General features: G+C 67.0%; 25 protein-coding genes, 1 tRNA gene and 1 pseudogene. 12 read left to right on the forward strand and 15 right to left on the reverse strand.

The genetic code is table 11. From position 1 onward, the window contains the following. Window positions 1-6: 6 nt before the first annotated feature. The 3 genes from ACIBW9_RS00980 to ACIBW9_RS00990 form a co-directional block, all read right to left on the reverse strand. Window positions 7-174 (reverse strand): hypothetical protein, encoded by a 168-nt coding sequence (locus ACIBW9_RS00980; RefSeq protein WP_398949899.1) that lies wholly within the window; start codon window positions 172-174, stop codon window positions 7-9. Further along, entirely contained in the window at window positions 171-1,298 is a 1,128-nt protein-coding gene (locus ACIBW9_RS00985; protein ID WP_398949901.1) for a radical SAM protein, read from the reverse strand. Before ACIBW9_RS00985 ends, ACIBW9_RS00980 begins: the two co-directional genes overlap by 4 nt. A gap of 439 nt (window positions 1,299-1,737) precedes the next feature. Next, a complete protein-coding gene (locus ACIBW9_RS00990; RefSeq protein ID WP_398949903.1) occupies window positions 1,738-2,097 on the reverse strand; it encodes a hypothetical protein in 360 nt (119 codons plus the stop codon). A gap of 191 nt (window positions 2,098-2,288) precedes the next feature. Between ACIBW9_RS00990 and ACIBW9_RS00995 the strand changes: the two genes are divergently transcribed. Genes ACIBW9_RS00995 through ACIBW9_RS01010 form a run of 4 tightly spaced genes read left to right on the forward strand, consistent with a single transcriptional unit; the run spans window position 2,289 to window position 4,246 of the window. Beyond that, window positions 2,289-2,696 carry a hypothetical protein gene (locus ACIBW9_RS00995; RefSeq protein ID WP_398949905.1) on the forward strand — a complete coding sequence of 136 codons (408 nt, stop codon included), beginning with the start codon at window positions 2,289-2,291 and terminating at the stop codon, window positions 2,694-2,696. Then, complete coding sequence (locus ACIBW9_RS01000) at window positions 2,668-3,192, forward strand: DUF6879 family protein (RefSeq protein WP_398949907.1); 525 nt, start codon at window positions 2,668-2,670, stop codon at window positions 3,190-3,192. Before ACIBW9_RS00995 ends, ACIBW9_RS01000 begins: the two co-directional genes overlap by 29 nt. Window positions 3,193-3,199: 7 nt before the next feature. Further along, on the forward strand, window positions 3,200-4,054 hold the full coding sequence (locus ACIBW9_RS01005) for a helix-turn-helix domain-containing protein (protein ID WP_398949910.1): 855 nt from the start codon (window positions 3,200-3,202) through the stop codon (window positions 4,052-4,054). A 9-nt stretch (window positions 4,055-4,063) separates the two neighbouring features. Beyond that, window positions 4,064-4,246: a DUF397 domain-containing protein gene (locus ACIBW9_RS01010; RefSeq protein ID WP_398949912.1), complete on the forward strand. Its 183-nt coding sequence runs from the start codon at window positions 4,064-4,066 to the stop codon at window positions 4,244-4,246. Window positions 4,247-4,459: 213 nt separating this feature from the next. Here ACIBW9_RS01010 and ACIBW9_RS01015 read toward each other — a convergent pair whose 3' ends face one another. Continuing rightward, window positions 4,460-5,461: a hypothetical protein gene (locus ACIBW9_RS01015; protein ID WP_398949914.1), complete on the reverse strand. Its 1,002-nt coding sequence runs from the start codon at window positions 5,459-5,461 to the stop codon at window positions 4,460-4,462. 91 nt (window positions 5,462-5,552) lie between these two features. Here ACIBW9_RS01015 and ACIBW9_RS01020 point away from each other — a divergent pair, with 91 nt between their 5' ends. Further along, window positions 5,553-5,867 carry a hypothetical protein gene (locus ACIBW9_RS01020; protein ID WP_398949916.1) on the forward strand — a complete coding sequence of 105 codons (315 nt, stop codon included), beginning with the start codon at window positions 5,553-5,555 and terminating at the stop codon, window positions 5,865-5,867. Between the two features lie 37 nt (window positions 5,868-5,904). Then, window positions 5,905-6,291: a hypothetical protein gene (locus tag ACIBW9_RS01025; protein WP_398949918.1), complete on the forward strand. Its 387-nt coding sequence runs from the start codon at window positions 5,905-5,907 to the stop codon at window positions 6,289-6,291. A 49-nt stretch (window positions 6,292-6,340) separates the two neighbouring features. Here ACIBW9_RS01025 and ACIBW9_RS01030 read toward each other — a convergent pair whose 3' ends face one another. Then, a complete protein-coding gene (locus ACIBW9_RS01030; protein WP_398949920.1) occupies window positions 6,341-6,559 on the reverse strand; it encodes a hypothetical protein in 219 nt (72 codons plus the stop codon). Window positions 6,560-6,918: 359 nt separating this feature from the next. Next, entirely contained in the window at window positions 6,919-7,119 is a 201-nt protein-coding gene (locus ACIBW9_RS01035) for a hypothetical protein (protein WP_398949922.1), read from the reverse strand. Window positions 7,120-7,268: 149 nt separating this feature from the next. On the opposite strand from ACIBW9_RS01035, the gene ACIBW9_RS01040 reads away from it, so the two are divergent. Beyond that, on the forward strand, window positions 7,269-7,976 hold the full coding sequence (locus ACIBW9_RS01040) for a hypothetical protein (RefSeq protein WP_398949924.1): 708 nt from the start codon (window positions 7,269-7,271) through the stop codon (window positions 7,974-7,976). An 11-nt stretch (window positions 7,977-7,987) separates the two neighbouring features. Then, window positions 7,988-9,316, forward strand: a pseudogene (locus ACIBW9_RS01045) (peptidoglycan-binding protein); the annotation flags it as partial. A 356-nt stretch (window positions 9,317-9,672) separates the two neighbouring features. On the opposite strand, the gene ACIBW9_RS01050 reads toward ACIBW9_RS01045, so the two are convergent. From ACIBW9_RS01050 to ehuB, 6 genes are all read right to left on the reverse strand, one after another. After that, a tRNA-Lys gene (locus tag ACIBW9_RS01050) sits at window positions 9,673-9,746 on the reverse strand. A 105-nt stretch (window positions 9,747-9,851) separates the two neighbouring features. Further along, the gene (locus ACIBW9_RS01055) at window positions 9,852-10,610 is read right to left on the reverse strand and encodes an IclR family transcriptional regulator (protein ID WP_398949926.1); all 759 of its coding nucleotides are present in this window, start codon (window positions 10,608-10,610) and stop codon (window positions 9,852-9,854) included. Window positions 10,611-10,980: 370 nt separating this feature from the next. Next, window positions 10,981-11,751 carry an ectoine/hydroxyectoine ABC transporter ATP-binding protein EhuA gene (gene ehuA / locus ACIBW9_RS01060; protein WP_398952042.1) on the reverse strand — a complete coding sequence of 257 codons (771 nt, stop codon included), beginning with the start codon at window positions 11,749-11,751 and terminating at the stop codon, window positions 10,981-10,983. Window positions 11,752-11,785: 34 nt separating this feature from the next. Continuing rightward, window positions 11,786-12,436: an ectoine/hydroxyectoine ABC transporter permease subunit EhuD gene (gene ehuD / locus ACIBW9_RS01065; protein ID WP_398949927.1), complete on the reverse strand. Its 651-nt coding sequence runs from the start codon at window positions 12,434-12,436 to the stop codon at window positions 11,786-11,788. Beyond that, window positions 12,433-13,188: an ectoine/hydroxyectoine ABC transporter permease subunit EhuC gene (gene ehuC, locus ACIBW9_RS01070; RefSeq protein ID WP_398949929.1), complete on the reverse strand. Its 756-nt coding sequence runs from the start codon at window positions 13,186-13,188 to the stop codon at window positions 12,433-12,435. Before ehuC ends, ehuD begins: the two co-directional genes overlap by 4 nt. Beyond that, window positions 13,185-14,120 carry an ectoine/hydroxyectoine ABC transporter substrate-binding protein EhuB gene (gene ehuB, locus ACIBW9_RS01075; protein ID WP_398949931.1) on the reverse strand — a complete coding sequence of 312 codons (936 nt, stop codon included), beginning with the start codon at window positions 14,118-14,120 and terminating at the stop codon, window positions 13,185-13,187. The genes ehuC and ehuB overlap by 4 nt, the downstream gene beginning before the upstream one ends. Before the next feature lie 259 nt (window positions 14,121-14,379). Between ehuB and ACIBW9_RS01080 the strand changes: the two genes are divergently transcribed. Further along, window positions 14,380-14,874, forward strand: coding sequence for a DUF3830 family protein (locus ACIBW9_RS01080; protein WP_398949933.1), 495 nt, complete (start codon window positions 14,380-14,382; stop codon window positions 14,872-14,874). Here the strand turns inward: ACIBW9_RS01080 and ACIBW9_RS01085 are convergent. Together ACIBW9_RS01085 and ACIBW9_RS01090 are read right to left on the reverse strand one after the other, a co-directional pair. Next, window positions 14,855-16,282: an amidase gene (locus tag ACIBW9_RS01085; RefSeq protein WP_398949935.1), complete on the reverse strand. Its 1,428-nt coding sequence runs from the start codon at window positions 16,280-16,282 to the stop codon at window positions 14,855-14,857. The two genes, ACIBW9_RS01080 and ACIBW9_RS01085, sit on opposite strands and share 20 nt — an antisense overlap. A gap of 22 nt (window positions 16,283-16,304) precedes the next feature. Further along, window positions 16,305-17,252 carry a D-2-hydroxyacid dehydrogenase gene (locus ACIBW9_RS01090; RefSeq protein ID WP_398949938.1) on the reverse strand — a complete coding sequence of 316 codons (948 nt, stop codon included), beginning with the start codon at window positions 17,250-17,252 and terminating at the stop codon, window positions 16,305-16,307. A gap of 151 nt (window positions 17,253-17,403) precedes the next feature. Between ACIBW9_RS01090 and ACIBW9_RS01095 the strand changes: the two genes are divergently transcribed. From ACIBW9_RS01095 to ACIBW9_RS01105, 3 genes are all read left to right on the forward strand, one after another. Next, window positions 17,404-18,201: an aspartate/glutamate racemase family protein gene (locus ACIBW9_RS01095; RefSeq protein WP_398949940.1), complete on the forward strand. Its 798-nt coding sequence runs from the start codon at window positions 17,404-17,406 to the stop codon at window positions 18,199-18,201. Then, window positions 18,198-18,929, forward strand: coding sequence for a decarboxylase (locus ACIBW9_RS01100; protein ID WP_398949942.1), 732 nt, complete (start codon window positions 18,198-18,200; stop codon window positions 18,927-18,929). Before ACIBW9_RS01095 ends, ACIBW9_RS01100 begins: the two co-directional genes overlap by 4 nt. 240 nt (window positions 18,930-19,169) lie before the next feature. Continuing rightward, window positions 19,170-20,258, forward strand: coding sequence for an LLM class flavin-dependent oxidoreductase (locus tag ACIBW9_RS01105; protein ID WP_398949945.1), 1,089 nt, complete (start codon window positions 19,170-19,172; stop codon window positions 20,256-20,258). Here the strand turns inward: ACIBW9_RS01105 and ACIBW9_RS01110 are convergent. After that, window positions 20,237-22,114, reverse strand: coding sequence for a putative bifunctional diguanylate cyclase/phosphodiesterase (locus ACIBW9_RS01110; protein WP_398949947.1), 1,878 nt, complete (start codon window positions 22,112-22,114; stop codon window positions 20,237-20,239). The genes ACIBW9_RS01105 and ACIBW9_RS01110 overlap by 22 nt on opposite strands. Between the last annotated feature and the right edge of the window lie 159 nt (window positions 22,115-22,273).

Raw genomic sequence — 22,273 nt, forward strand, 5'->3', positions numbered from 1 at the left:
GGTAGGTCAGTTCGGGTTGTCGTCGCCAGCCGCGCAGGAGCAGGCGCTGCCCTCCATCAGGGCGTCGGCGTCCGGCTCGATGACGAGCGCCGTGTTCGCGACGAGGCTGGAGGGCAGAGCCGGGCGGACGGCCGGCGGGCGGCTGTTGAGGATCTGTACGGGAACGGGACTCATGAGTGCACCATCTCCTTGGTGTCTCCGTGCTGGCAGTAGGTGTTCAGTGGTGCCTTCGCCTCCTGGTAGACCTTGGCGAGCGGTCGGCACACCCGGCAGGAGCCGGAGAGCGAACAGCCCGAGCAGCCACCGGTGCGAAGCATGAGCCGATCGGAGATGGCTCCGAGTCGGCGAAGGCCGTCGAGACCCTCGGCCATGAGGTTGATCTGGTCGTCGCGGCCGATCTTGCAGATCGAGACCATGGCGTGCGGGTCGGCGTGGAAGAAGGTCACTCCCGCGTTGCATCCCTGGAAGACCGGTCGCTTTCGCAGGTGCTCCGTGGACTGGACGAGCAGGGGCTCGCCGGTACCGGAGAAGGTCGGCTGCATGTTGGTGTAGACGTGGTGGTCGAGGCCCCAGCTCTGGACCAAGGCCACCATGGCGTCGACCTCGTGGGCGTTGTCTTCCGTGACCACGACGGACACTCGCAGCGGTAGGCCGGCATTTCGAGCGGCGGCCATGCCTCGCTGGAAGTTCTTCCAGGCGCCCTTGCGTTGGGTGAGTTCGTCGAAGGACTCCTCCGTGGCGCCGTACATGCTGACGACGACGCGGTACGGCGGGCAGTCCCGGAACAGCCGCAGCAGCTCGGGCTTCCATAGGCGCGAGGCGTTGGTCGAGATCGTGAGCATCATGCCCTGGCGGTAGGCGTACCGGTACGCGCCCTCGAAGTCGGGATCGACGGTCGGTTCGCCGCCCGTGATCTGGAGCCACAGGACTCCGGAGTCGCGGAAGATGTCGATCAGCTTGACCTTGTCGTCCCAGCTGAGGCCGGCCAGGGGCCGTTCACCGAGATAACAGTGCTTGCAGCCGAAGTTGCAGTAGAGGTTGATCTCCCAGCTCGCCCGGGCGAAGGCGAGCTCGGTCGGCTCGCGCACCAGGAGCGCCGTGCTGGCGGTCTGGCCGTCCAGGTCGAGGCCCCAGGCTTCCGCCGCGGTCGCCGTCAGCCAGTCGGGTATGCGGTCGTCGGTCCGGACACGTTGCCGTACGTCTTCGTAGTGGTCGGCTGGCAAGCGCACACAGGCGGCGCTCCCTGGTCGGACGGCCAGGTGGCCATCCAAGAACGGGCTGACGATCAGCTGGTGCATCCGATACCTCCTCGGGCTAAGTCCCACCCCGGCTCGTACGGGGGAACCGAGCCGGGGTGGGAGCTATATGGCAGGACGTGCGTCCCGCTGCTGGTTGTAGGAGCGGACGACCCCGCGACACCACACGCAGCAGTCCTCGCACGCGAAGGCCGGGGCCGATAGGCCGCCTGCTTCGACGGGGCCTACGAAGATCACGAGCTGATCGGAGCGACTGCAGAGCAGACATGTGCCCCTGACCCACTGGCGAGGGGTCATGCCCCGGCCTCGATGCGCTCTTCCCGCGTCCGCGTAACGACGAGCTGGTCCGGATCGTCAGCCAGCCACTCGGAACGAGCAGCGGTCCTGAGAATGGGCACGCCATGGCTGACGTCCGTCACGATCGCTCGGCATCCGGGCTGGTACTCGACCTCGTCACCCACGCCAGGCAGTTGTCTGTCAGTCACCGCGGTACCCCGCCATTCCTCTCGACGTAGACCCACAGCAGGCGCCGGGTGAGGTTGGCTACGTCGCGCATGAAGAAGAAGGCCGTGAAACTCGCCGTCTGTCTGCCGGGGCGGTTGGTCAGCTCCAGCAGCTTGTACGCCTGACGAAACAGGCCCATGACTTCGTCGTCGTCGTTCGCGCCCAGGTCTTCGGCCAGGAGCAAGCTCAAGAGACCGACAACCCTCGTCGTCTTGAAGTCGATGTCCTCACGGGTCGACGTGCTCAGCTCCATTTTCAGCACGCCATCGGTTACGTCCGAGATCACCTCGACATCGATGGGCAAGCTGTCGACGCCGGCCTCGGGTTCCTCGGTCACGCTCGCCACCACGCTTCTCCCCTCGACGCTCCTGCGCGGACTTGGGTTCGAGAACGACCGTAGAGCGGCCGCCGTCCAACTCCCAAGGAGATTGCGCGAGTTTGCAGTAAGCCGATTGACGGGTCCGAACGGCTCGCCGACGATCGACGTGTCGCGCAAACCTGCGCAAGACAGCGGACGGGAGAGCAACCATGAAGCTACGGTTCCTTGGTAAGAACTCCACCCCCGGAGACAGCCCCACCCTGTACGCCAGTGACCAGGACAGCTACGTCATCCAAGGCTGGAAGGTCTTCGCCAACGACCTGCTCATGCAGCTCGATGTACCGGACGGACAGACCGCCGTAGAGGTGCCGACCGAGCTGTTCGAGCACCTGACCAAGGACGGCCAAGTGTCCGGCGAGATCCGGAAGTTCACCGCCCCGATCATGCTCGTCACGGAACAGGGAACCTGCGTACTCCAGGGCCCGGAAATGCACGATGCTGAAGCCTTGAGCCAAATGCGCATGCCTGACTATGAGACCTGCATCGAGGTCCCCAAGTCCTCGATCACGGCCCTGCTGGAGGAAGACAGTGGACCTGATCACCCCCGCACAGCGTGACGAGCTGTTCCACAGCTTCGAACGCGACGCCTTCCACCTTGAGCTGCGGGACGACTACGGATCTCCTGTCGAGGACACGCCGTACGCCCGGTGGCAGCGGGGCGAGCCGGATGACTACGCCTGGCTCGACCCGTGGATGACGCTAATGAAGCGTGTCACGGTTGAAGGCAAGACGGTGCGCCGCGTCCGGGTGATCACAGAGCCGCACTCTCAGTACGTCGGGTGGGAGCACTCGCTGACCCACCTCAACATCGAGGCCGGCGAGGACATCCGATGGCTACCGCGGCACCAGTTGCCCGAAGGCATCACGTTCCCCGTCGCGGGCAACGACTGGTGGCTGTACGACGACCGCCTCCTCGCGGTCGGTCACTTCGATCGGGAGGGCCGCGTCCTGGGCTCCGAGGTCATCGAGGACCCTGACACCGTGGCCGCATGCATCCGGGTGCGCGACCTGCTCTGGGCCGAGGCCATTCCACACGCCGAGTACAAGCCCTGACCCATCAGTGAGCAACCAAGCACAAGAAGCACGAGAGGCACTGGGTGCCCAGCTGCGCGGATTCCGGAAAGATGCGGGGTTCGCGAGCGGCCGGGCATTCGCCGTGGCCACCGGGTGGGCTGAGTCGAAGGTCTCGCGGCTGGAGAACGGCAAGCAGAACCCCAGCGAAGACGACATCCGCACTTGGTGCATCAAGACCGACAGGCAAGAGCACCTCGCCGACCTGATCGCGACGGTGCGGCACATCGATGAGCTGTGGCTGGAGTGGCGCCGGCAGCTCCAGACCGGCGCGGAGCAGCGGCAGAGGAAGGCACTGCCGGTCTACGCCAAGACCAAGGTCTTCCGCATCTGGCACCCGACGCTGGTGTGGGGAACCCTCCAGACGGTGGAGTACGCGGCGGAGACCTTCCGGCAGGTCGTTGATTACTACGAGATTCCCGACGACGCGGAGGCCGCCACCGCCAAGCGGCTGGAACGACAGCAGTACCTGTACCGAGGCAACCGGATCTTCAACGTCGTGCTCGGCGAGCAGGCGCTCTACACGAACTTCGGAGGACCGGAGGTGATGAAGGGGCAGCTCGACAGGTTGCTGGCGGTGATGCGGCTTCCCCGCTTGAGCCTGGGCATCATCCCGCGCTCCGCATCCATCGGTATCTGGCCCGGCAACTCCTTCTCCATGTTCGACGACAAGCTCGTTCTCGTGGAGACCTACTCGGCGGAGTTCTCCGTCACCCAACCTCGCGAGATTGAGCTGTACACCAAGGCCTTCGCCCTCTTGAAGCAGTCAGCGGTCTACGGCACCGCCGTCCGTGACCTCATTCTCACTGCCATCCAACACTTCGATCAGATGCCGAGCGACTAGGAGATCACCATGCAGCGCGTGACCCCGAACTGGCGGACCAGCTCCTACACCGGGACCGAGAACTGCGTTGAAGTAGCCGACAACGTCCCGACGGCGGTGATGGTGCGGGACACGAAGGACCGCAGCTGTGGCTTGCTGGCCGTCCAGCCGACGACCTGGATGGCCTTCGTCGAGTTCGTCAAGGAGAGGTAGCAGCCCGTCGCCCGACCTGACCAGCCTGGGATCGATGAAGGGGGCCGTCGATGAACGCTCAGCCCCCAGATGATCGCGACGAGCGCGCTCTGCGCGATCCGAGCGACGTGATGCCACCGGCCTTCTGGGCCTTCCATGAGCTGTACCACCACGCCTGTCGGACTAGCTGGTTCAAGGCTTCTCGACATAAATCCTGTTCATGGCCGTATTCCCTCAATGGTCGCGGTGAGGCATGGCAGTGTGGCGCATTTCATCGGGAGATGGTGGGTGACGATATTGAGGCGAGTGCGGATAGATCACAACACCCAGGCTCGGTGTGATTTCCCGAGCTGGTGGATGACAGCTCGGGGTGGCATCTTTGGGAGTGAGCAGAACGACGGGCTGCCTGAATGAGCCACTAACAGCTGTTCCGTCATACGTCCCGCTGCAGCCGGAGAAACCGCCCATGGTCAGCTCCTGTTGCCCACCAGTGAGTCTGACTCGCACTGGTATAGGTTCGATCACACGAGGGTCGCTTGGCGATTTGGGTGCTCCAACGAGGAAAATGAGAGCAATCAAGCACAGGGCGAACAAGGCTCCTGCCCAAGCCAATGCTTTCACGAGCAGATCGTAGCGGTACTCGGCCTGTCTAAGCTCTACAAAGGTGACGAGCTGCTCTGCTGCTGACTCGATTCGATCTCGGGGAGGCGGAGGGTTCACCACTCCCAATCCCTCTCCCCGATACAAGTGGTACAGATTAAGCACCGAATCAATACCCAAAGCAGCAAGTACTTCTCCGCGATCCTCAACGTATGAATAGATGTGCGGTTCTCTTTTCTTTCGGTGAAGAAAAGAGAGCGGAGTTCTTTGCGGTTTATTCTGTTGGGCTGCTCTCTGGTTGACATAGTCCCGTTCGATATCGACCAGCCTGCTCAACGTCATGGGCGTGCATACTAGAATGCGTGCAGCTCGCTGCAAGATGAAACCCACAGTGCCCAAAATTGTAAGCGCGAGCAGCGCTGCTAGTACTTGGCTTAGCCTTCCACGGATCTGAGAGATTTCCTTTAGCTGTAGCCCGGCAACGACGATGGCAGCCACGGCTGCTGCAGCTGCCATCACCCACTTAGCAGAGGTGCGGATGCCGTCCGTGGCGCGCACATGGTCCAGGACTATGGGCGGGTGTGGTGTGTCGGCAGGTTCCGTCGGGTTGCCTTGACCCTCACCTTGTGTGCTCATAGAAGAGAGGTAAGCACGAGGTAAGCCACGCGGCCAGATAAACGGCTCCCTCAGGCGAATCGGCAGAGGGTAATCGAAGGGCGCAGCAGTTATGAGCGAAGATGGACGCTACGAGGTTGGACCGCCAGATATCGGGTTGGCCAATCCGAAAGTGGTATCTATTCAAGATTTTCTCCAGGACACCAATGGGCTAGTTGAGTCTGTCAATGAACAGGGGGTGCCGATTGCTATTACGCGACACGGGGAGTTCCTTGCTCTGATGGTTCCACTAGCTGGCGCTGGCCTCGTGCACATCGAGAGTGACGAGAAGGTGAGACAAGCGTTCATGTCGCGACTCGATGAGGCGCAGCATTCTGGGCCTGCTTCTGCGAAGGAACTGGAAGATCTTGACCGTAACCTCAAATAGTGTTAGAAGGTAACTCTACGGTCAGAGTGAGGTGCGCATGAGCATGGGAATCAAAGTTGAGCTATCCAAAGACTTTACGCGATCACTGCATCAGCTTGCTCACGAAGGGGAAAAGGAGCTGGCCGAGGAGATTCGCCAGTTCGCATTGAATAGCATTCCTGTGCACAGCAAGAATGACTGTGATGACGGGTACCTTAAAACGGTCAACGGCGAAAGTAAGTTTTTCCTGGCGCGTCGCGTCATCACACGCCAGCAGCGTCTGCAGTTGAGGGCTAACCCCAAGCCAGATGATCCGGCAGCGGCCTATAACTATGTTATCGGGTACTGCGAAGTGGATAAAAGTAAGCGCCTGGTTTGCGTTTTGCTCCATAATCGTGAGCTTGCTCAGTGGATCGTGTCGGGCCTGTGCGGCAAGAATCACTGAAGTCAAGGATAGGAAAAAGGCCGGCAGTTAGCACCGCCAGCCTAGTTTGTTAGTGATCGCCCACTTCTGGGGCGGGGCAGGTATGTTCCTCGAAAAGCTGACCTGAAGCAAAGCGCTGAGTTACATCTTCTTCGACTGAGCGGATTTCCTCTTCGGTAAAACCTTGCTCTATCATCTCGCGACGATGAGCCGCAATGTTGCGCTCAATTATCAGCTTATTTTGCACAAACCACTTGAAGTCACTCATGAGACCTTCATTGCTGGCCATTTCGAACTCCCTCTCGCTAGGGTGTGTGCGCCCCGGTAGGCGAGACGGAGGAGCACTGCGTGACTCCAGGCCTCGACGATCAGTCGCTCCAACCATCGCGTCAGATGGCCTGAGCGGACATACTGACTGATGAGTCTGGATCTCGTCCACCATGTGTACCCAGCATCAAGATCATAACATATTTGTTGAACTTTCAACATTCCGCCTTTGCGTGGAGCGCCTTTACTCTCCGGACGCCGGGCACGCCCAGCGAACCGCAGCAGTGGGTGTGTCGGCGGCTCCGGGGCCGCGCCCGTCCACTCGGAGCTTCAAAGGCGCGTGCGCTGGCTCATGCGCCGCGCGTCGGCGCTGGTGGCTGTCTACTGATCGCCGGAGAGGCCCAGGAGTTGCAGGAGCGGGGCGGTAGGCACCCGCCAGGTCGTCCCGACGCGTACCGCAGGCACCGGGAACTCGCCGCGGCGGATCAGTTCGAAGGCTCGCGTGCGTCCGATGCCCAGGGCGCGGGCGGCGGTGACGAGGTCGATGGCGACCGGCAGTCCCAGGAGCTCATCCCGGCTCATACCGACCATGAGGCTCTCACCTCACCTGCTTGTGGTGTGCTCTGTTCTAAGAGCAGATGATCCGCCCTGGTTTGTTACAAGTCAACCGCTCTTGTTCGTGAGCAGACCAGGACGTACCGTTGAGACACTTCCACGCCCGAGGTGACCTCATGGAACGGACGCCACACACGCTGCGGCAGGTGCTTGGAGCGGGCCTGAGACAGATCAGGAAGGCTCGAGGTCTGAAGCAGGAAGAGGCTGCTGCACTGCTTCAGCAGCACGGTCTGACGACTTGGATTCGTGGGACTGTCGCGCAGGCGGAAGTGGGGGCTCGGCGCATAGCGCTCGAAGAGGTGCTGCTGCTGGCTCTGGCGTTCGAGGTAGCTCCGGCCGACTTCGTTGCCGGGGATCCGGATGACGTGATCGAGGTGTCGCCTGGGGCCCGGCTCACGGTTCGGGCGGTCAAGGCGTTGCTGTCCGGCAGTCCGGCCGCCGTGCAGGCCCTGCCAGAGCAGGCAGTGGAGATCACCGTCGCGGCGACGCTGGCCGATCGGACGTCTGACTTCCTGGCGGAGGTTCAGCGATCTGGGCGGGCGGACCCTGCTCTCGTGGAGCGGGCGGTCGCCAGTGTCGGCGAGGCCGAACGGCACGTAGCCCGCAAGGTCGGAACGTCGCCGGAGTGGGTCAACCTGGTGGCGCTGCAACGGTGGGACCGGACCTTGTCACAGGAGCGGGACCGACGACTTCAGGAGCGTCGGCCCGCGGCATCCGAAGGACAGCTGGCCACCCTGCGAGGCCACGTCACCCGCGAGCTGCTGACGGAGCTGGAACACGACCTGCGCCGGGCCAGTCCTGGCGACGCACAGGCGGCAAGGTAGAGGCGTACATCATGCAGGGCACCACCTATAAGCGCTGCAAGTGTCCGGCCCGCTACAACGCGGCCGGTAGGCGCCTGGCCTGTACGAAGAAGCACGGCACCTGGTCCTACGTCGTCGACGTGCCGCTGTCTGATGCGGGCCGTCGCGAGCACGGGCGGCAGCAGATCACCCGCGGTGGCTTTGCCAGCCAGACCGCCGCCTCGGCCGCATTGCGGCAGGCGATCCAGCTGCTGGGGATACCCGAAACTCCCGATGACACAGGCCGGTTGGAGATCGTCGCGCTCATCCGGGACCACTACCGCCGCTATCAGCAGCTCCCCGACTATGCAGATGTCCGTCGCCGCTTCAGCGCCGGCGTCTCCCTCACCGTGCAGCAGACCACCGGCGAGTGGCTCGACGAGTGGCTGGCGGGCAAGCGGAAGCTGGCGGCCAATACCCGCCGGTCCTACGCCGGGTTCATCGAGCGCTGCTTGAAGCCCCAACTCGGCGCCATTCCACTGGAGAAGCTTCGCCCAGCTCAGATACGGACTGCGTACGACGCCATCGTGGCCGATGCCGCCAAAGGTCCGCGCCCGATCGGCCCCGCGACCCTCCAACGCATCCATGCCACGCTCCGGGCGGCGCTCAACGCAGCCGTACGGCAGCGGCGCATCATCGACAACCCGGCGCTGGCCGTCGAAGTGGAGAGAGCGCCCCGACCGAAAGCGGTCGTCTGGACCGCCCCACGGGTCATTGACTGGATGGCCTCCGGCCGGCGCCCCAAGGTGGCCGTGTGGACGCCCGAGCAGACCGGCGCCTTTCTCGGCCTCATGACGGCGGACCGGCTCTACGCCTACTACCACCTGTTGGTCTTCCGGGGACCACGGCGAGGCGAAGGCATCGGGCTGCGGTGGCCGGACGTGGACCTTGAAACCGGCGCGATCGCCATCGTCCACCAGATCGTCCAGGTGGGCTGGGAGACCGCTGTCAGCCGGCCCAAGGATGACAGCGACGGGGTCGTGGCCCTGGACTCCATCACGGTCGCGGTTCTGCGGGCGCACCGCCAACGTCAGATCGAGGAGCGGAGGCTGCTGGGTCTGGCCTGGACCGACAGCGGCTACGTCTTCACGACCGAGACCGGCAAGCCCCTGCACCCCGACTACGTCAGCCGCCATTTCGTCCGGATGATCAAGCGGGCCAACACCCTCCAAGTTGGAGATACCGGCCTGGCCATTGAGGACGTCCAAGCGACGCTCGGCCTCACGATCGACGGCCACTTTGGGCCGCTAACGCGACGGGCTGTGGCTGGCTTCCAACGGGTGCGCGGACTCAAGGTCAACGGCATCGTCGACCCACACACCTGGTACCAGCTCTTTCCCGAGCACCCGCTCCGGCCGTACCCGCACCCTGGCTATCTACCGCCGGTCCGTCTACATGACCTGCGGCACCTGGCCGCCACGCTGGCGCTCGCTTCTGGAGCCGAAATGAAGGTGGTCTCCGCCATGCTCAGGCACTCAACCATCCAGATCACGGCCGACACCTACGCCGCGGTGCTGCCGGAGATCGCCCGCCAGGCGGCCGAAGCCGCTGCCGCACTCGTTCCCCAGCCACCCACTGAGCAGCCGGACGACGGCGGCGTTAGCCCCTCGCTAGCATCCGACTCCGAAAACGACCAAGGGCACCCTTCCGAAGGGAAGGATGCCCAGGTCACAGACTGTGCGCCGCCAGGGACTCGAACCCCGGACCCGCTGATTAAGAGTCAGCTGCTCTAACCAACTGAGCTAGCGGCGCCTGACTCGCGCCGACCGCGTTTCACGTTTCCGTGCCCCGCGGTGGCGACGAAGAAAATAGTACCTGGTCCGGAGGGGTGCTCCGGACCACCCTGCCGGTGAGGGCCTAGATCGCCAGGGACAGCAGTACGGGCGCCGCGTTCCGGTTCAGGGTGTCCGCGGCCTGGCGGAGGCGGTGGGCGTCCTCGACGGGGAGGGAGAGGGCCAGGCAGCCGACCGAGGAGCCGGCGCTGATCGGGACGGCCGCGCAGACCGTGCCGACCGCGTACTCCTGGAGGTCCAGGTGGGGCACGGTGGGCGGCTGGGACTCCAGACGGGAGAGCAGGAGCCGGTCGCTGGTGATCGTGCGCGAGGTGAGGCGGGCCAGCTTGTGCCGGGAGAGATGGTCGCGCCGGCTGTTGTGGTCCAGCTGGCCGAGGAGGCTCTTGCCGATCGCGGTGGCGTGGGCCGAGTAGCGGAAGTCGACCCACTCGTTGACCACCGGCGTGGTCGGGCCGTCGGCGTACTGGGCGATCTTGACCTCGCCGTCCACGTACCTGCTCAGGTACACGGCCGCGCCCACCGAGTCGCGCAGCCGGTCCAGGGTGCGCTGGAGCTTGTCGCGCAGCGCCTGCTCGCGCCCCTGTGCGGAGCCGAGGCGGGTGAGCGCGTCGCCCGTGACGTAGGCGCCGTCGGTGATCTGCTCGACATAGCCCTCGCGGCGCAGCATCCTCAGGAGGGTGGTCAGCCGCTCCGGGGTGAGGCCGGTCAGCCTGGCGAGCTCGGTGTCGGTGACTCCGGTGCTGTGCCGTGCCACGGTCTCCAGGACGCGCAGGGCGTCCTGGGCCGAGTGGTACGGCGCGGTCGGCTCGTGCTTCAGCGCCACGGTGGTCCCCCTGCGCTCGCTCTACAACTGGGCCGTATTGCGGACAGTGAATCTCTTCCACGATAACGGTCAATCGGCTTGTTGTGAGCGGTTGTTGACGAGATTAAGACCCCGGCGCACGGCTCTCAGCAGGGGCGCAGGCACTCTGGCATATGCCTTTGTCATGCCCCGGAGCCCGGACCTCGGAGATTGAATCGTGTTCAACCCCTGAAGCGGCGACATCGCGCCGGAAATTTCTCCGCCCAGGGCTCGGGGCGGGACGGTCGCCCGCTGGGGGAGCCTCGGCGGACGGCGCGGCGGTGGCGGCCGGGCTCGCCGTGCCCAGCAAGGCGAGGGGCCGTCCACCCTTCACGCGACCGCTCCCGACCGCTTACAGAACCGCGCTCAGGAACTGCCGAGTGCGCTCGTGGTCGGGCTCGGTGAATATCTTCTGCGGCGAACCGGACTCGATGACCCGGCCCGCGTCGAACATGAGCACATCATCCGAAATGTCCCGCGCGAAGCTCATCTCATGGGTGACGCAGAGCATCGTGATGTCCGTCGTGTGCGCGATGTCACGCAGCACGTCCAGCACCCCGGCCACCAGCTCGGGGTCGAGTGCGGAGGTGACCTCGTCGAGCAGCAGCACCTGGGGGCGCATGGCGAGGGCGCGGGCGATGGCGACGCGCTGCTGCTGGCCGCCGGAGAGCTGGGTCGGGTACTTGTCCGCGTGCTCGGTCAGGCCGACCAGCTCTAGCAGCTCCCGCGCCCGCTCCTCGGCCTCGTCCTTGGACAGGCCGAGGACATGCACAGGGGCCTCGGTGATGTTCCGCATGACCTTCATGTTGGGGAACAGGTTGAACTGCTGGAACACCATGCCGATGTTCTTGCGCACCTCACGGACGTGCTTCTCGCCGGCCGGGACGAGCCCGTCGCCCCGCACCTCGTGCGTGAGGTACTCGCCGCCGACCTTGATGGTGCCCTCGTCGGGCTTCGTCAGGGTCATCAGCAGCCGCAGGATCGTGGTCTTGCCCGATCCGGACGGGCCGATCAGCGTGACGTGCTTGCCGGACGAGACGGTGAAGTCCAGTGAATCGAGGACGGTGTTGGCGCCGAAGCGCTTGGTGACCTTGTCGAAGCGGATCAGCTCGCTGCCGTCCACCGCGGGATTGGCCGTTTCTTTCGAGAGGCTGCTGTCAGCGGACAAGACGACGCTCCAGGACTCGCAGAAGAAGGGACGCAGGGTAGGAGATGACGATGAAGGCGATGCCGACGATCGTGATGGGCTCGACCGTGTGGAAGGTCTGGGCGGAGTACTGCCGGGCCTCGCCCAGCATCTCCAGCACACCGATCACGAAGATCATCGGAGTGTCCTTGAGCATCGCGACGACGTAGTTGCCCAGGGCCGGTACGACGCGCCTGATCGCCTGCGGCAGGATCACCGCGAACCAGGTTCGGGTGCGGGGCAGGTTGAGCGCCGTGGCCGCCTCCCACTGGCCCGCGGGCACACCGTCGATGCCGGTGCGGTACACCTCGGCGGTGTACGTCGAGTAGTGCAGGCCCAAGCCGATCACGCCGGTGGTGAGTGCCGAGAGCGTGAGCCCCCATTCGGGCAGCACGTAGAAGAGGAAGAACAGCTGCACCAGCAGCGGGGTGTTCCGTACGAACTCCGTGACCGCCATCACCGGCCAGCGCACCACGACGTGTTCCGAGCGCTGCATCATGGCCCACACCAGGCCGAGGGCGAAGGCGAGCAGGGCGCCGAGCGCCAGTGCCTCGAGGGTGACCAGCAGGCCGTGCCAGAACATCGGCATGAAGTCGCTGACCGCGTTCCAGTCCCACTTCACCGGACAGCACCTCCACCGGACGTCGCGCCCGACCGCGCGAAGTCGTCGACCTGGCCGCCGTTCATCCGGTCCCGCAGGCCCTCGCGCTTCTGCGGGGCCTGGCCGATGCCGGCCTTGGCGTGCCGCTCCACGACGCGCATGCCGCGGGTGAGGACGAACGCCAGCACGAAGTACATGACGAGGATGATCGTGTAGACGGGTGCGCTCTGGCCGGTGGCGTTGCGCACCAGTGAGGCGCCGAAGGTGATGTCGCCGACGCCCATGATCGAGACCAGGGCGCTGCCCTTGAGCATCTCGATGAGCAGGTTGTTGAACGGCGGGACCATCCCCGGCCAGGCCTGCGGAAGGATGATCTTGCGCAGTTGCTGGGCGGGGCTGAAGCTGAGCGCGATGCCCGCCTCACGCTGGGCCGGCGCCACCGCCTTGACGGCACCGCGCACGACCTCCGAGCCGTACGCGCCGTAGCTCAGGCCGAGGGCCAGCACCGCGGCCCACATCGGGACCAGCTGCCAGCCGAAGCCGATCGGCAGCACGAAGAAGATCCAGAACATCAGGATCAGCGCGGAGGTGCCGCGGAAGATCTCGAAGTACGCGCCGGAGAGGAAGCGCACGATCCACAGCCGGTGGGTGCGCGCCAGGCCGATGGCGAAGGCCACGACGGCGGCGAGTGCGGCACTGTAGACGGTGAGCTGGACGGTGACCCATATGCCGCCCAGGAGGAGTTTCCACAAACCCCAGCTGATTTCGCTCATGGCTTGCACTTCTCCTTGGCGGTGATCGTCGTCATCTGGTCCTTCGTGAAGCCGAAGGGCCGCATGACCTCCAGGAGTTCACCGCTCCGCTTCATCTTGTGCAGCTCGCGGTTGAAGGCATCCCGGAGACGGGTCTCGGGGCTGCGGAACGCGAAGGCGCCGACGTCGATGACCGGCTTTCCCTTCACATACGGCGTGACTTCCGGTGTGCCCTCCACCTTCCGGGACCTGCTCTGGTTCACGACATTGCGCACGGTGACCGCCGTGCCGACGAAGACATCGACACGGCCCTGCTCGACCGCGAGGAGGCCGGCCAGCTGGTCGGGCAGGGTCGTGATGTGCTTGACCCCGGCCTCCTTGGCGTAGTCGATCTCCGCGTAGCCGAGGCCGGTGGCCATTCTGGCGCCGGTCCTGGCGATGTCCTTGTAGGTGCGGAGGTTCTTCGGATTTCCCTTCGGCACGATGAAGGAATCGAGCATCTGGTATTCGGGGTCGGCGAAGATGACCTGGTCGCAGCGCTCCGGAGTGATGTACATGCCGGCCGCGACGCAGTCGAACTGAAGGGAATTCAGGCCGCTGATCAGTGAGCCGAACTCGGTCGCGAACGGCTCGACGTTCTCGACCCCGAGCCGCTTGAAGATGCGCTCGGCGACGGCCGGCGCCTCGCCCGTCATCTTTCCGTCCTTGCCGATGTAACCGAAGGGCTGTTCGCCCGCCAGGCCCAGCCGGACGACGCCTTTCGCCCGCAGTTGGTCCAGCAGATGCCCGCCGTCGCCGGTGTCCGCCGTCGCCACCCTGCTGCATGCGCTGGTCGCGCCCATGGCGCCCACCGCGCCGAGCGCCGCTACCCCCGCGAGCAGCGAGCGGCGCCGGATGCCATTTGTGTCGTTTCTTGTGTCGTTTCCTGAGTTCTTGCCCTGTGGTGGAGCCATGGGCGCGCGTCTACCCAGACCGATTCCAGCTATGCCGTCTGTTTGCGGCCCCTGATGAGGGCGGGGCACGCGAGACGCAGTTGGCCGGTCCGCCGCTGCACTGATGCTTCACAAGGGGGCACGCGTGGCGTCCTCCTGCGCGGGCACCAGGAGTCTTGTGGCGCGGGCACCACTGCTGCCGTTGGCTCTTGGGGAGGTGACCGGACGGGCAATCGGCGCGGCACACATGGCTGAAACCGGCTCCCTAGGAGGGCACCACATGGCCGACCGTCACATCGAAGTCTCGCTGCTCAAGCGGGGCGTCCACTGCACGGCGAAGCTCCTCGACGAGCGCGCCCCGCACACCTGTGCGGCGGTGTGGGACGCCCTTCCGCTCAGCGGCGACGTCTACCACGCCAAATACGCACGCAACGAGATCTACGCGCTGTTCCCGCCGTTCGCCGACCGGGAACCGCCGCTGGAGAACCCGACGGTCACACCCATTCCCGGCGACCTCTGCTACTTCTCCTTCGCCGGCACGGAACTGGGCACCAAGGCCTACGGCTACGACACCGACGTACGCCCCGGCACCACCGTCGTCGACCTCGCCCTCTTCTACGAGCGCAACAACCTGCTGCTCAACGGGGACGTGGGCTGGGTCCCGGGAATCGTCTGGGGCCAGGTGACCGAGGGCCTCGCCGCGATGGCCGAGGCCTGCAACGACCTGTGGCGGTCGGGTGCGGCGGGGGAGACGCTCAGCTTCCGGCGGCTGTGACGCCTGAGGTGACACCCGCCGCGATCCCCGCCTCGTAGAGCGCATGCGCCGCCCGCAGCACCAGGGCGTCCCGATGCCGTGCGCCCACCAGCTGCAAACCGATCGGCAGGCCGTCCCCGTCCACGCCGACCGGGACCGTCGCCGCCGGCTGCTGGGTCATGTTGAAGGGGTACGTGAACGGGGTCCACCCCGTCCAGCGCCGGTGACCGGAGCCCTTCGGCACCTCGGCGCCCGCCTCGAACGCCGTGATCGGCAGCGTCGGGGTGACGAGGAGGTCGTGGGACTCGTGGAAGCGGCCCATGCGGCGGCCGAGTTCCATGCGGACGTCGACCGCGGCGAGGTAGTCCAGCGCGGTCAGGCGGGCGCCCGTCGCGCAGATCTCCCGCAGTCCCGGGTCGAGCAACTTGCGCAGTTCAGGGCCCAGTTGCTGGGTCACCCGGGCCGCCCCGGAGAACCACAGGGTGTGGAAGGCGTCCACCGGGTCGGTGAAGTCGGGGTCGGTCTCGGTGACATACGCGCCGAGCTCCGCCAGCCGTTCCACCGCCCGCCGTACCGCGGCCGCCACCGCGGGCTGCACCGCCACCTGGCCGCCGAAAGACGGCGAGTAGGCGATCCGCAGACCCTTCACCCCGCCGGACAGCCCGGCGGCGAAGGAGTCCGGCGCGGCGGCCAGCGCCGACCAGTCGCGGTGGTCCGGCACCCCGATCACGTCCAGGAGCAGCGCCGCGTCGGCCGCGTCCCGGGTCATCGGGCCGACATGGGCCAGGGTGCCGAAGGCGCTCGCCGGGTAGAGGGGCACGCGGCCGTACGTCGGTTTCAGGGCGAAGATGCCGCAGAAGGCGGCCGGGATACGGACGCTGCCGCCGCCGTCCGTGCCCAGCGCGAGGGGTCCCGCGCCCAGCGCCACGGCCGCCGCCGCGCCACCGCTGGAGCCGCCCGCGGTGCGGGCCGGGTCGTACGGATTGCGGGTCACCCCTGACCGCGGCGAGTCCGTGACGCCCTTCCAGCCGAACTCCGGGGTCGTGGTCTTGCCGATGAACACGGCTCCGTGTTCGCGCAGGCGGGCGACGGACGGGGCGTCCTCGTCCCAACTGCCCTGCTCGGAGATCGTGTCGGAGCCCTTGAGGGTGGGTGACCCCCGCAGCAGGATGATGTCCTTCACCGTCGTCGGGACCCCGTCCACCAGCCCCTTCGGTTCGCCGCGCCGCCATCGCTCCGTCGACTCCTGGGCCTGCGAGAGGGCCTCGTCGGCCAGCAGTCGCACAAAGGCGTTCACCTCTGGCTGGCTCTGCTCGGCCCGTTCCAGCGTGGCCCGCGTGACCTCCTCCGGACTGAACTCGCCCTTGCGGTAGCCCTCGACGATCCGTACGGCGGTCAGTTCGGTGAGGTCGAGGCCGGGGTCCGTCATCTGCCCTCCATCGCTCGGCGGTTCAGCGTCCTGGTACGTATCCGCGCTTCTTGTCCACCACGTTCAGCAGAGGTCTGCCCGCCTCCCAGCGTTCGTACAACTCCACGAACTGGGAGCCGAGTTGATCGCGCCAGCCGACCGTGTCGCCGCTCATGTGCGGGGACACGATCAGACCCGGGACCTCCCACAACGGGCTGTCGGGGGTGAGGGGTTCGTGTGCGAAGACATCCAGTGCGGCGCCCGCGATCCACCGCTTGGCCAGCGCCTCGGCGAGCGCCTCCTCGACGACCAGACCGCCGCGCCCGATGTTGATGAAGCGCGCGGAGGGCTGCATCACACCGAAGCGGCGCGCGTCGAACATGCCGTGCGTCTGCTCGGTCAGCGGGGCGGCCGCGATCACCCAGTCGGCGCGGGCGATCAGCCGGTCCAGGTCGTTCGGGCCGTAGATGCCGGTGTGCGGAGTGCGCCCGACGATCGCCGTCGTCATGTCGAGCGCCTTGAGCGTGCGGGCGATCGTACGGCCGATGGGCCCGGAACCGACGACGCAGGCGCGCGTGCCCGCGACCCGCTGCGTCTCACGGTGCCGCCAGGTGTGCTCCCGCTGCAGCTCCCAGGTCCGCGGCAGATCCTTGGCCATGGTCAGGACGAGCGCGGCGACGTACTCGGCGATGGGCTGGTCGAAGACGCCGCGGGCATTGGTGACCACCGTGTCGGAGGCGGCGAGTTCCGGACACATCAGGTGGTCCACGCCCGCGCTCGCCGTGTGCACCCAGCGTGGCCGCGGGCCCTCGCCCGGCCAGGCGGAACGCACGGCCCGGGACGTGAAGTCCCAGACCAGCAGGACGTCGGCGTGCGGCAGGCGCTCGGCGAGGGTCGACTCGTCCGCGTGCTCGATCCGGGCGCGGCCGGTGAGTCTGCCGAGGCGGGGCAGGGGGTCGGTGTCCAGGACGAGAAGCGTCGGGGTGGTCATGCGGAAAGCCGTTTCTTCGGGAGGTTGCGGCCGTCTGACATGCGAGGTTTGACCACGCTCGCACCCGAACCTACCTTCGTCAACACGGGTGCGATGGGGGGTCCGTTGCTCCGCTGTTTCTCACGGTGAGGCGGTGGCCGCCATGGGCGCCATGGATGTTTCCTTCCTCGGTGGACCACTTCCCCAGCGGGGTGTGGGTGTGGTCGCCCCCTTCGACTTCGCTCTGGACCGCGAGCTGTGGCGCTGGGTCCCGGACGACGTCTCGCTGCATCTGACGCGGACGCCGTTCGTGCCGGTCGAGGTGAGCCTCGACCTGGCCCGGCTGGTCAGCGAGCACGAGACGCTGGACGACGCGGTCCGCACCCTGAACGCGGTCGCGCCGGAGGTCGTCGCGTACGCCTGCACCTCCGGCAGCTTCGTCGGCGGGATCGCCGGGGAGCGCGCGATGTGCGAGGCGATGACCCGGGCCGGTGCGATGCCGTCCGTGACCACCTCCGGCGCCCTGCTCGAGGCCCTGGTGGCGCTCGGCGCCCGACGGGTCGCGCTGGTGACGCCGTACACCGTGTCCGTCACGCGCGCGCTGGAGGAGTACGTCGCCGAGGCCGGCATCAAGGTCACCGGACGCGCGTACATGGGCCTGACCCGGCACATCTGGAAGGTCCCGTACCGCGATGTGGTCGCCATGGCCCACAGGGCCGTACGACGACCGGCCGACGTCCTGTTCATCAGCTGCACCAACCTCCCGACCTACGACGTCATCCCGCAACTGGAGGCCGAACTGCGCATCCCGGTGATCTCGGCCAACCAGGTGACGATGTGGGCTGCGCTGTCCCGACTGGGTACCCGGGCCGTGGGGCCGTATCAGGCGCTGATCGATCCGGCGGCGCGCTCCGGCCCCGTACTGCCACAGCTCCCGGACGGCGAACAGCAGCAGGAAGGCAGGTCATGACGGCACTCGGATTCCTCTACCCCGGCCACTCCGCCGAGGACGAATACCCACGCATCGAGCAGTTGCTCGGCAGCAACGTCCGCCTCGACGTCGTCCACACCGACATCGGCGAGGACGCGCACCGGGTGGACGCGCTGCGGGAGATGGGCTCGGCCGAGCGGCTCGCGGCGGGAGTCGAGGAGCTGCGCATGGCGGGCGCCGAGTCGGTGGTGTGGGCGTGCACCAGCGGGAGCTTCGTCTACGGCTGGGAGGGCGCCCATGAGCAGGTGCGCGCGCTCGCCCTCGCGGCCGGGATGCCGGCTTCGTCGACGTCCTTCGCCTTCGTGCACGCGCTGCGGGAGGTCGGGGTGCGGCGGGTGGCGGTCGGCGCGACGTATCCCGAGGACGTGGCCGGGCTGTTCGCGGAGTTTCTGCGGGCGGGGGGTGCCGAGGTGACGTCCGTGCGGGGTGCCGGGATCATCACCGCGGCGGAGGTCGGGACGTGGGGGGAGGCGGAGGTGTGGTCGCTGGCCCGTGCGGCTGATCGTCCGGATGCGGACGCGCTGTTGCTGCCGGACACGGCGTTGCATACGGCGGCGCATATCCCCGCCTTGGAGAAGGAGCTGGGGAAGCCCGTGCTCACCGCCAACCAGGTCACTGTGTGGGAGGCGTTGCGGTTGGCTGATCGGCGGGTGAATGCGCCGATGCTGGGGGCTTTGTTCACTCGGGAGCCTGTTGTGCAGGTCTGAGGGCTTTCACCCCCGCCGCCCCTACCCGTCCCGACCCGGGGGCCGGCCCCCGGACCCCCGCTCCTCGAACGCCGGAGGGGCTGGATTCGGCGCAGTCACTCAGCCCGTCCGGCGTCTGGGGACGAGGCCCCTTCAGGGCCGAACGGGGGTCTGGGGGCGGAGCCCCCAGGGAATAAAGCGGAGAGTGCCTCCTGTTAGGCCTTGCGGATACGGCGTCGCAGCTAACAGGAGGCATTCACCGTGACGGCAGACGAGATCCGGGGGACCGCTCAGGGCAGTGCGCCCGTGCCCCTCTCCGTACTGGACCTGGTGACCGTCGGTGCGGGGCGCACCGCCACCGATGCCCTGCGCACCAGCGTCGAGCTGTCCCGTCTCGCGGAGTCCCGTGGCTTCCACCGGTACTGGGTGGCCGAGCACCACTCGATGCCGGGTGTGGCCTCCTCGTCGCCCGCCGTGATCCTCGCCCACCTCGCCGCCCACACCGAGCGGATCCGGCTCGGTTCCGGCGGTGTCATGCTGCCCAACCACGCGCCGCTCGTGATCGCCGAGCAGTTCGGCACGCTGGAGGCCATGGCGCCGGGCCGGATCGATCTCGGCCTCGGACGCGCCCCCGGCACGGACGGCGCCACCGCCGCCGCCCTGCGCCGTACCGACCGCCTCCACGAGGGCGCCGACGACTTCCCCGAGCAGCTTGCCGAGCTCACCCGGTTCCTGGACGACGACTTCCCGGACGGCCACCGGTACCGCCGTATCCACGCCGTCCCCGGCCCCGTCCAGGCGACCTCCCCCGGCGGCGTCCAGTCGCCCCACCGCCCCCCGATCTGGCTGCTCGGCTCCTCCGGCTTCAGCGCCCGCCTGGCGGGTGTCCTCGGCCTGCCCTTCGCCTTCGCGCACCACTTCTCCGCGCAGAACACCATCCCGGCCCTTGACCTGTACCGGGAGTCCTTCCGGCCGAGTGAGGTCCTGGACGCCCCGTACGCCCTGATCGGCGTCTCCGCCCTCGCCACCGACGACGAGAAGGAGGCCCGCCGCCAGGTCCTGGCCGCCGCCCTCAACATGGTCCGCCTGCGCACCGGCCGCCCCGGTCTCGTCCCGACCCCCGAGGAGGCCGAGGCGTACGAATTCAGCCCGATGGAGCGGGAGTTCGTCGACTCCTGGAACGCCAACGTCATCCACGGCACCCCGGACGAGGTCCGCGGCGGTCTCGACGACCTCCAGAAGCGCACCGGCGCCGACGAGTTGATGATCACGGGCAACGCCCACAGCGGTGAGGTGCGGCTGCGCTCGTACGAACTCATCGCGGACGCCTACGGCTTGACGACCGCCTGATCCCCGGCGCGGGCGCTCTGCTCCTCGCCGGGCCCGAGCAGCCGGGAGATGCGATCCGGTGACACCGGCCGTGAATACAGCCACCCCTGGCCGGTGTCGCAGCCGATGCGCCGCAGGCGGGACGCCTGTGCCGAGGTCTCCACGCACTCCGCGGTGACCGTGATGCCGAGGCGGTGGGCGAGTTGGATCATCGCCTCGACGACGACCTCGTCGGCCGGATTCGGCGCGACGGTGCCCTCCTTGTCGCTCTCGTACTGGAAGCCCCGTACGAAGGAGCCGTCCAGCTTCAGGACCGACACCGGCAGTCGGCTGAGGTACGCCAGGTTCGAGTAGCCCGTGCCGAAGTCGTCGATCGCGATGCCGACGCCCATCCCGCTGAGGGCCTGGAGGGCTTGCAGAGGGCGGCCCGCCGAGCCCATCACCGCGGACTCCGTGAGCTCCAGCTGGAGCAGATGGGGCGCGAGCCCGGTCTCCGCGAGGGTCTCGGCCACATCGGCCACCAGATCCGAGTCCCAGACCTGACGCACCGCCACATTGACGCTGACGAACAGCGGCGGCTCCTCCGGATGGTCCACCTGCCAGCGGCGCGCCTGGCGGCAGGCGGTGCGCAGGATCCAGCGGCCCAGCGGCACGATCGAGCCGTCTTCCTCCGCCAATCCGATGAACCGATTCGGCGTCAGCATGCCGAACTGAGGATGGTTCCAACGGACGAGGGCCTCGACACCGCGCAGCCGCCCGTCCTCCATCCCCACCAACGGCTGGTATTCAAGAACGAATTCGTCGCGTTCAATGGCGGGACGCAGCGTGGAGGCCAAGGCCTGGCGGGTCATGCGGTGGGCGTTGCGCTCCGGGTCGAAGAGCGTCCAGCGGGCCTTACCGTCGGCCTTCGCCCAGTACAGCGTGGTGTCGGCCGCCTGCATCAGGGCGGTGGCGGTGGTGTCGGCCGCGCGTCGCTCCACCACACCGATCGACGCCGACACCGACACCCGCTGACCGGCGAGGTCGAACGGAGCCTGCACCGCCTCCAGCACCGCCTCCGCCAGATCGGCCAGTTGCTCCGTGCCCGTCGAGTCCTCCACCAGCAGGGCGAACTCGTCGCCGCCGAGTCTCGCCACCAGGGGGGCGCTCGTCCTGCCGTAACCCGCCTCGTCGGCACAGCGCGTGAGGCGTTCGGCGACGGCGGCGAGCAGCCGGTCGCCGACGCGATGGCCGAGCGTGTCGTTGACCGCCTTGAAGCCGTCCAGGTCGAGGTAGCACAGCCCGATCCGCCCGGTGCCGCTCTCCTCGTAGGACTCCGCCTCCAGCGTGGCCGTCAGCCGTTCGAAGAACAGGGTGCGGTTGGGCAGCCGGGTGACCGGGTCGTGCATCTGCAAGTGCCGCAGCCGGCCCTGGAGTTCACGGTGGGCGCTGATGTCGGTGAGCGACATCAGGAGGCCCTCCTCGTGGGCGGCCAGCGGCGAGACGGTGACCTGGACCCAGACCGACTGGCCGTCGGGACTCTTCAGCCGGCGCGTGCAGCACAGTCTGGCCTCGCGGCCGCGCAGCACCTCGCGGTACGCGTGCCAGGTGCGGGCGTCGGACGCCAGGTCCACCAGGTCGGCGGCGAGGCGGCCGGCCAACTCGTCGGGGGCGCTGCCGAACAGGGCGCCGAACCCGTCGTTGGCGCCGACCACCAGCCCCTCGCGGTCGACGACAGCCATGGCCACAGGTGCGGCCTCGAAGACCGAGCGATACGCGGGCGACTCGGCGCGAGTCGTCAGCGGCTCGGTACGAGGAGACGCGCTGTCGTCACTCTCTGTCACAGCGCCCCGGTCGAGGTCTGCCGCGGGCGCCGGCCCTTCGGACGTTCCGCTCACCGCTCGCTCCCGCAGTGCACTCGATCTCTGTCCGTGCCGGAAAGTGTGCCGATCATAGAGGCAGACCCAAGGGCCTTCCACCCCACGCTCAGTGTCCCGGATCGAGCGGCACTTCTGACAGATCGTTTCTGCCCGCAGCTGGACGGGTCGTTGGGGCGG

This window comes from Streptomyces sp. NPDC049541 (assembly GCF_044465725.1).
Classification (GTDB): Bacteria; Actinomycetota; Actinomycetes; order Streptomycetales; family Streptomycetaceae; genus Streptomyces.

Coding starts and splice junctions, on each gene's coding strand:
- ACIBW9_RS01100 (WP_398949942.1), top strand. CDS start 18,198: ATGACGGCACTCGGATTCCTCTACCCCGGCCACTCCGCCGAGGACGAA.
- ACIBW9_RS01020 (WP_398949916.1), top strand. CDS start 5,553: ATGAGCGAAGATGGACGCTACGAGGTTGGACCGCCAGATATCGGGTTG.
- ACIBW9_RS00995 (WP_398949905.1), top strand. CDS start 2,289: ATGAAGCTACGGTTCCTTGGTAAGAACTCCACCCCCGGAGACAGCCCC.
- ACIBW9_RS01010 (WP_398949912.1), top strand. CDS start 4,064: ATGCAGCGCGTGACCCCGAACTGGCGGACCAGCTCCTACACCGGGACC.
- ACIBW9_RS01035 (WP_398949922.1), bottom strand. CDS start 7,119: ATGAGCCGGGATGAGCTCCTGGGACTGCCGGTCGCCATCGACCTCGTC.
- ACIBW9_RS01095 (WP_398949940.1), top strand. CDS start 17,404: ATGGATGTTTCCTTCCTCGGTGGACCACTTCCCCAGCGGGGTGTGGGT.
- ACIBW9_RS01025 (WP_398949918.1), top strand. CDS start 5,905: ATGAGCATGGGAATCAAAGTTGAGCTATCCAAAGACTTTACGCGATCA.
- ehuB (WP_398949931.1), bottom strand. CDS start 14,120: ATGGCTCCACCACAGGGCAAGAACTCAGGAAACGACACAAGAAACGAC.
- ACIBW9_RS01040 (WP_398949924.1), top strand. CDS start 7,269: ATGGAACGGACGCCACACACGCTGCGGCAGGTGCTTGGAGCGGGCCTG.
- ACIBW9_RS01030 (WP_398949920.1), bottom strand. CDS start 6,559: ATGGCCAGCAATGAAGGTCTCATGAGTGACTTCAAGTGGTTTGTGCAA.
- ACIBW9_RS01015 (WP_398949914.1), bottom strand. CDS start 5,461: ATGAGCACACAAGGTGAGGGTCAAGGCAACCCGACGGAACCTGCCGAC.
- ehuC (WP_398949929.1), bottom strand. CDS start 13,188: ATGAGCGAAATCAGCTGGGGTTTGTGGAAACTCCTCCTGGGCGGCATA.
- ACIBW9_RS01090 (WP_398949938.1), bottom strand. CDS start 17,252: ATGACCACCCCGACGCTTCTCGTCCTGGACACCGACCCCCTGCCCCGC.
- ACIBW9_RS00985 (WP_398949901.1), bottom strand. CDS start 1,298: ATGCACCAGCTGATCGTCAGCCCGTTCTTGGATGGCCACCTGGCCGTC.
- ACIBW9_RS01080 (WP_398949933.1), top strand. CDS start 14,380: ATGGCCGACCGTCACATCGAAGTCTCGCTGCTCAAGCGGGGCGTCCAC.
- ACIBW9_RS01085 (WP_398949935.1), bottom strand. CDS start 16,282: ATGACGGACCCCGGCCTCGACCTCACCGAACTGACCGCCGTACGGATC.
- ACIBW9_RS00980 (WP_398949899.1), bottom strand. CDS start 174: ATGAGTCCCGTTCCCGTACAGATCCTCAACAGCCGCCCGCCGGCCGTC.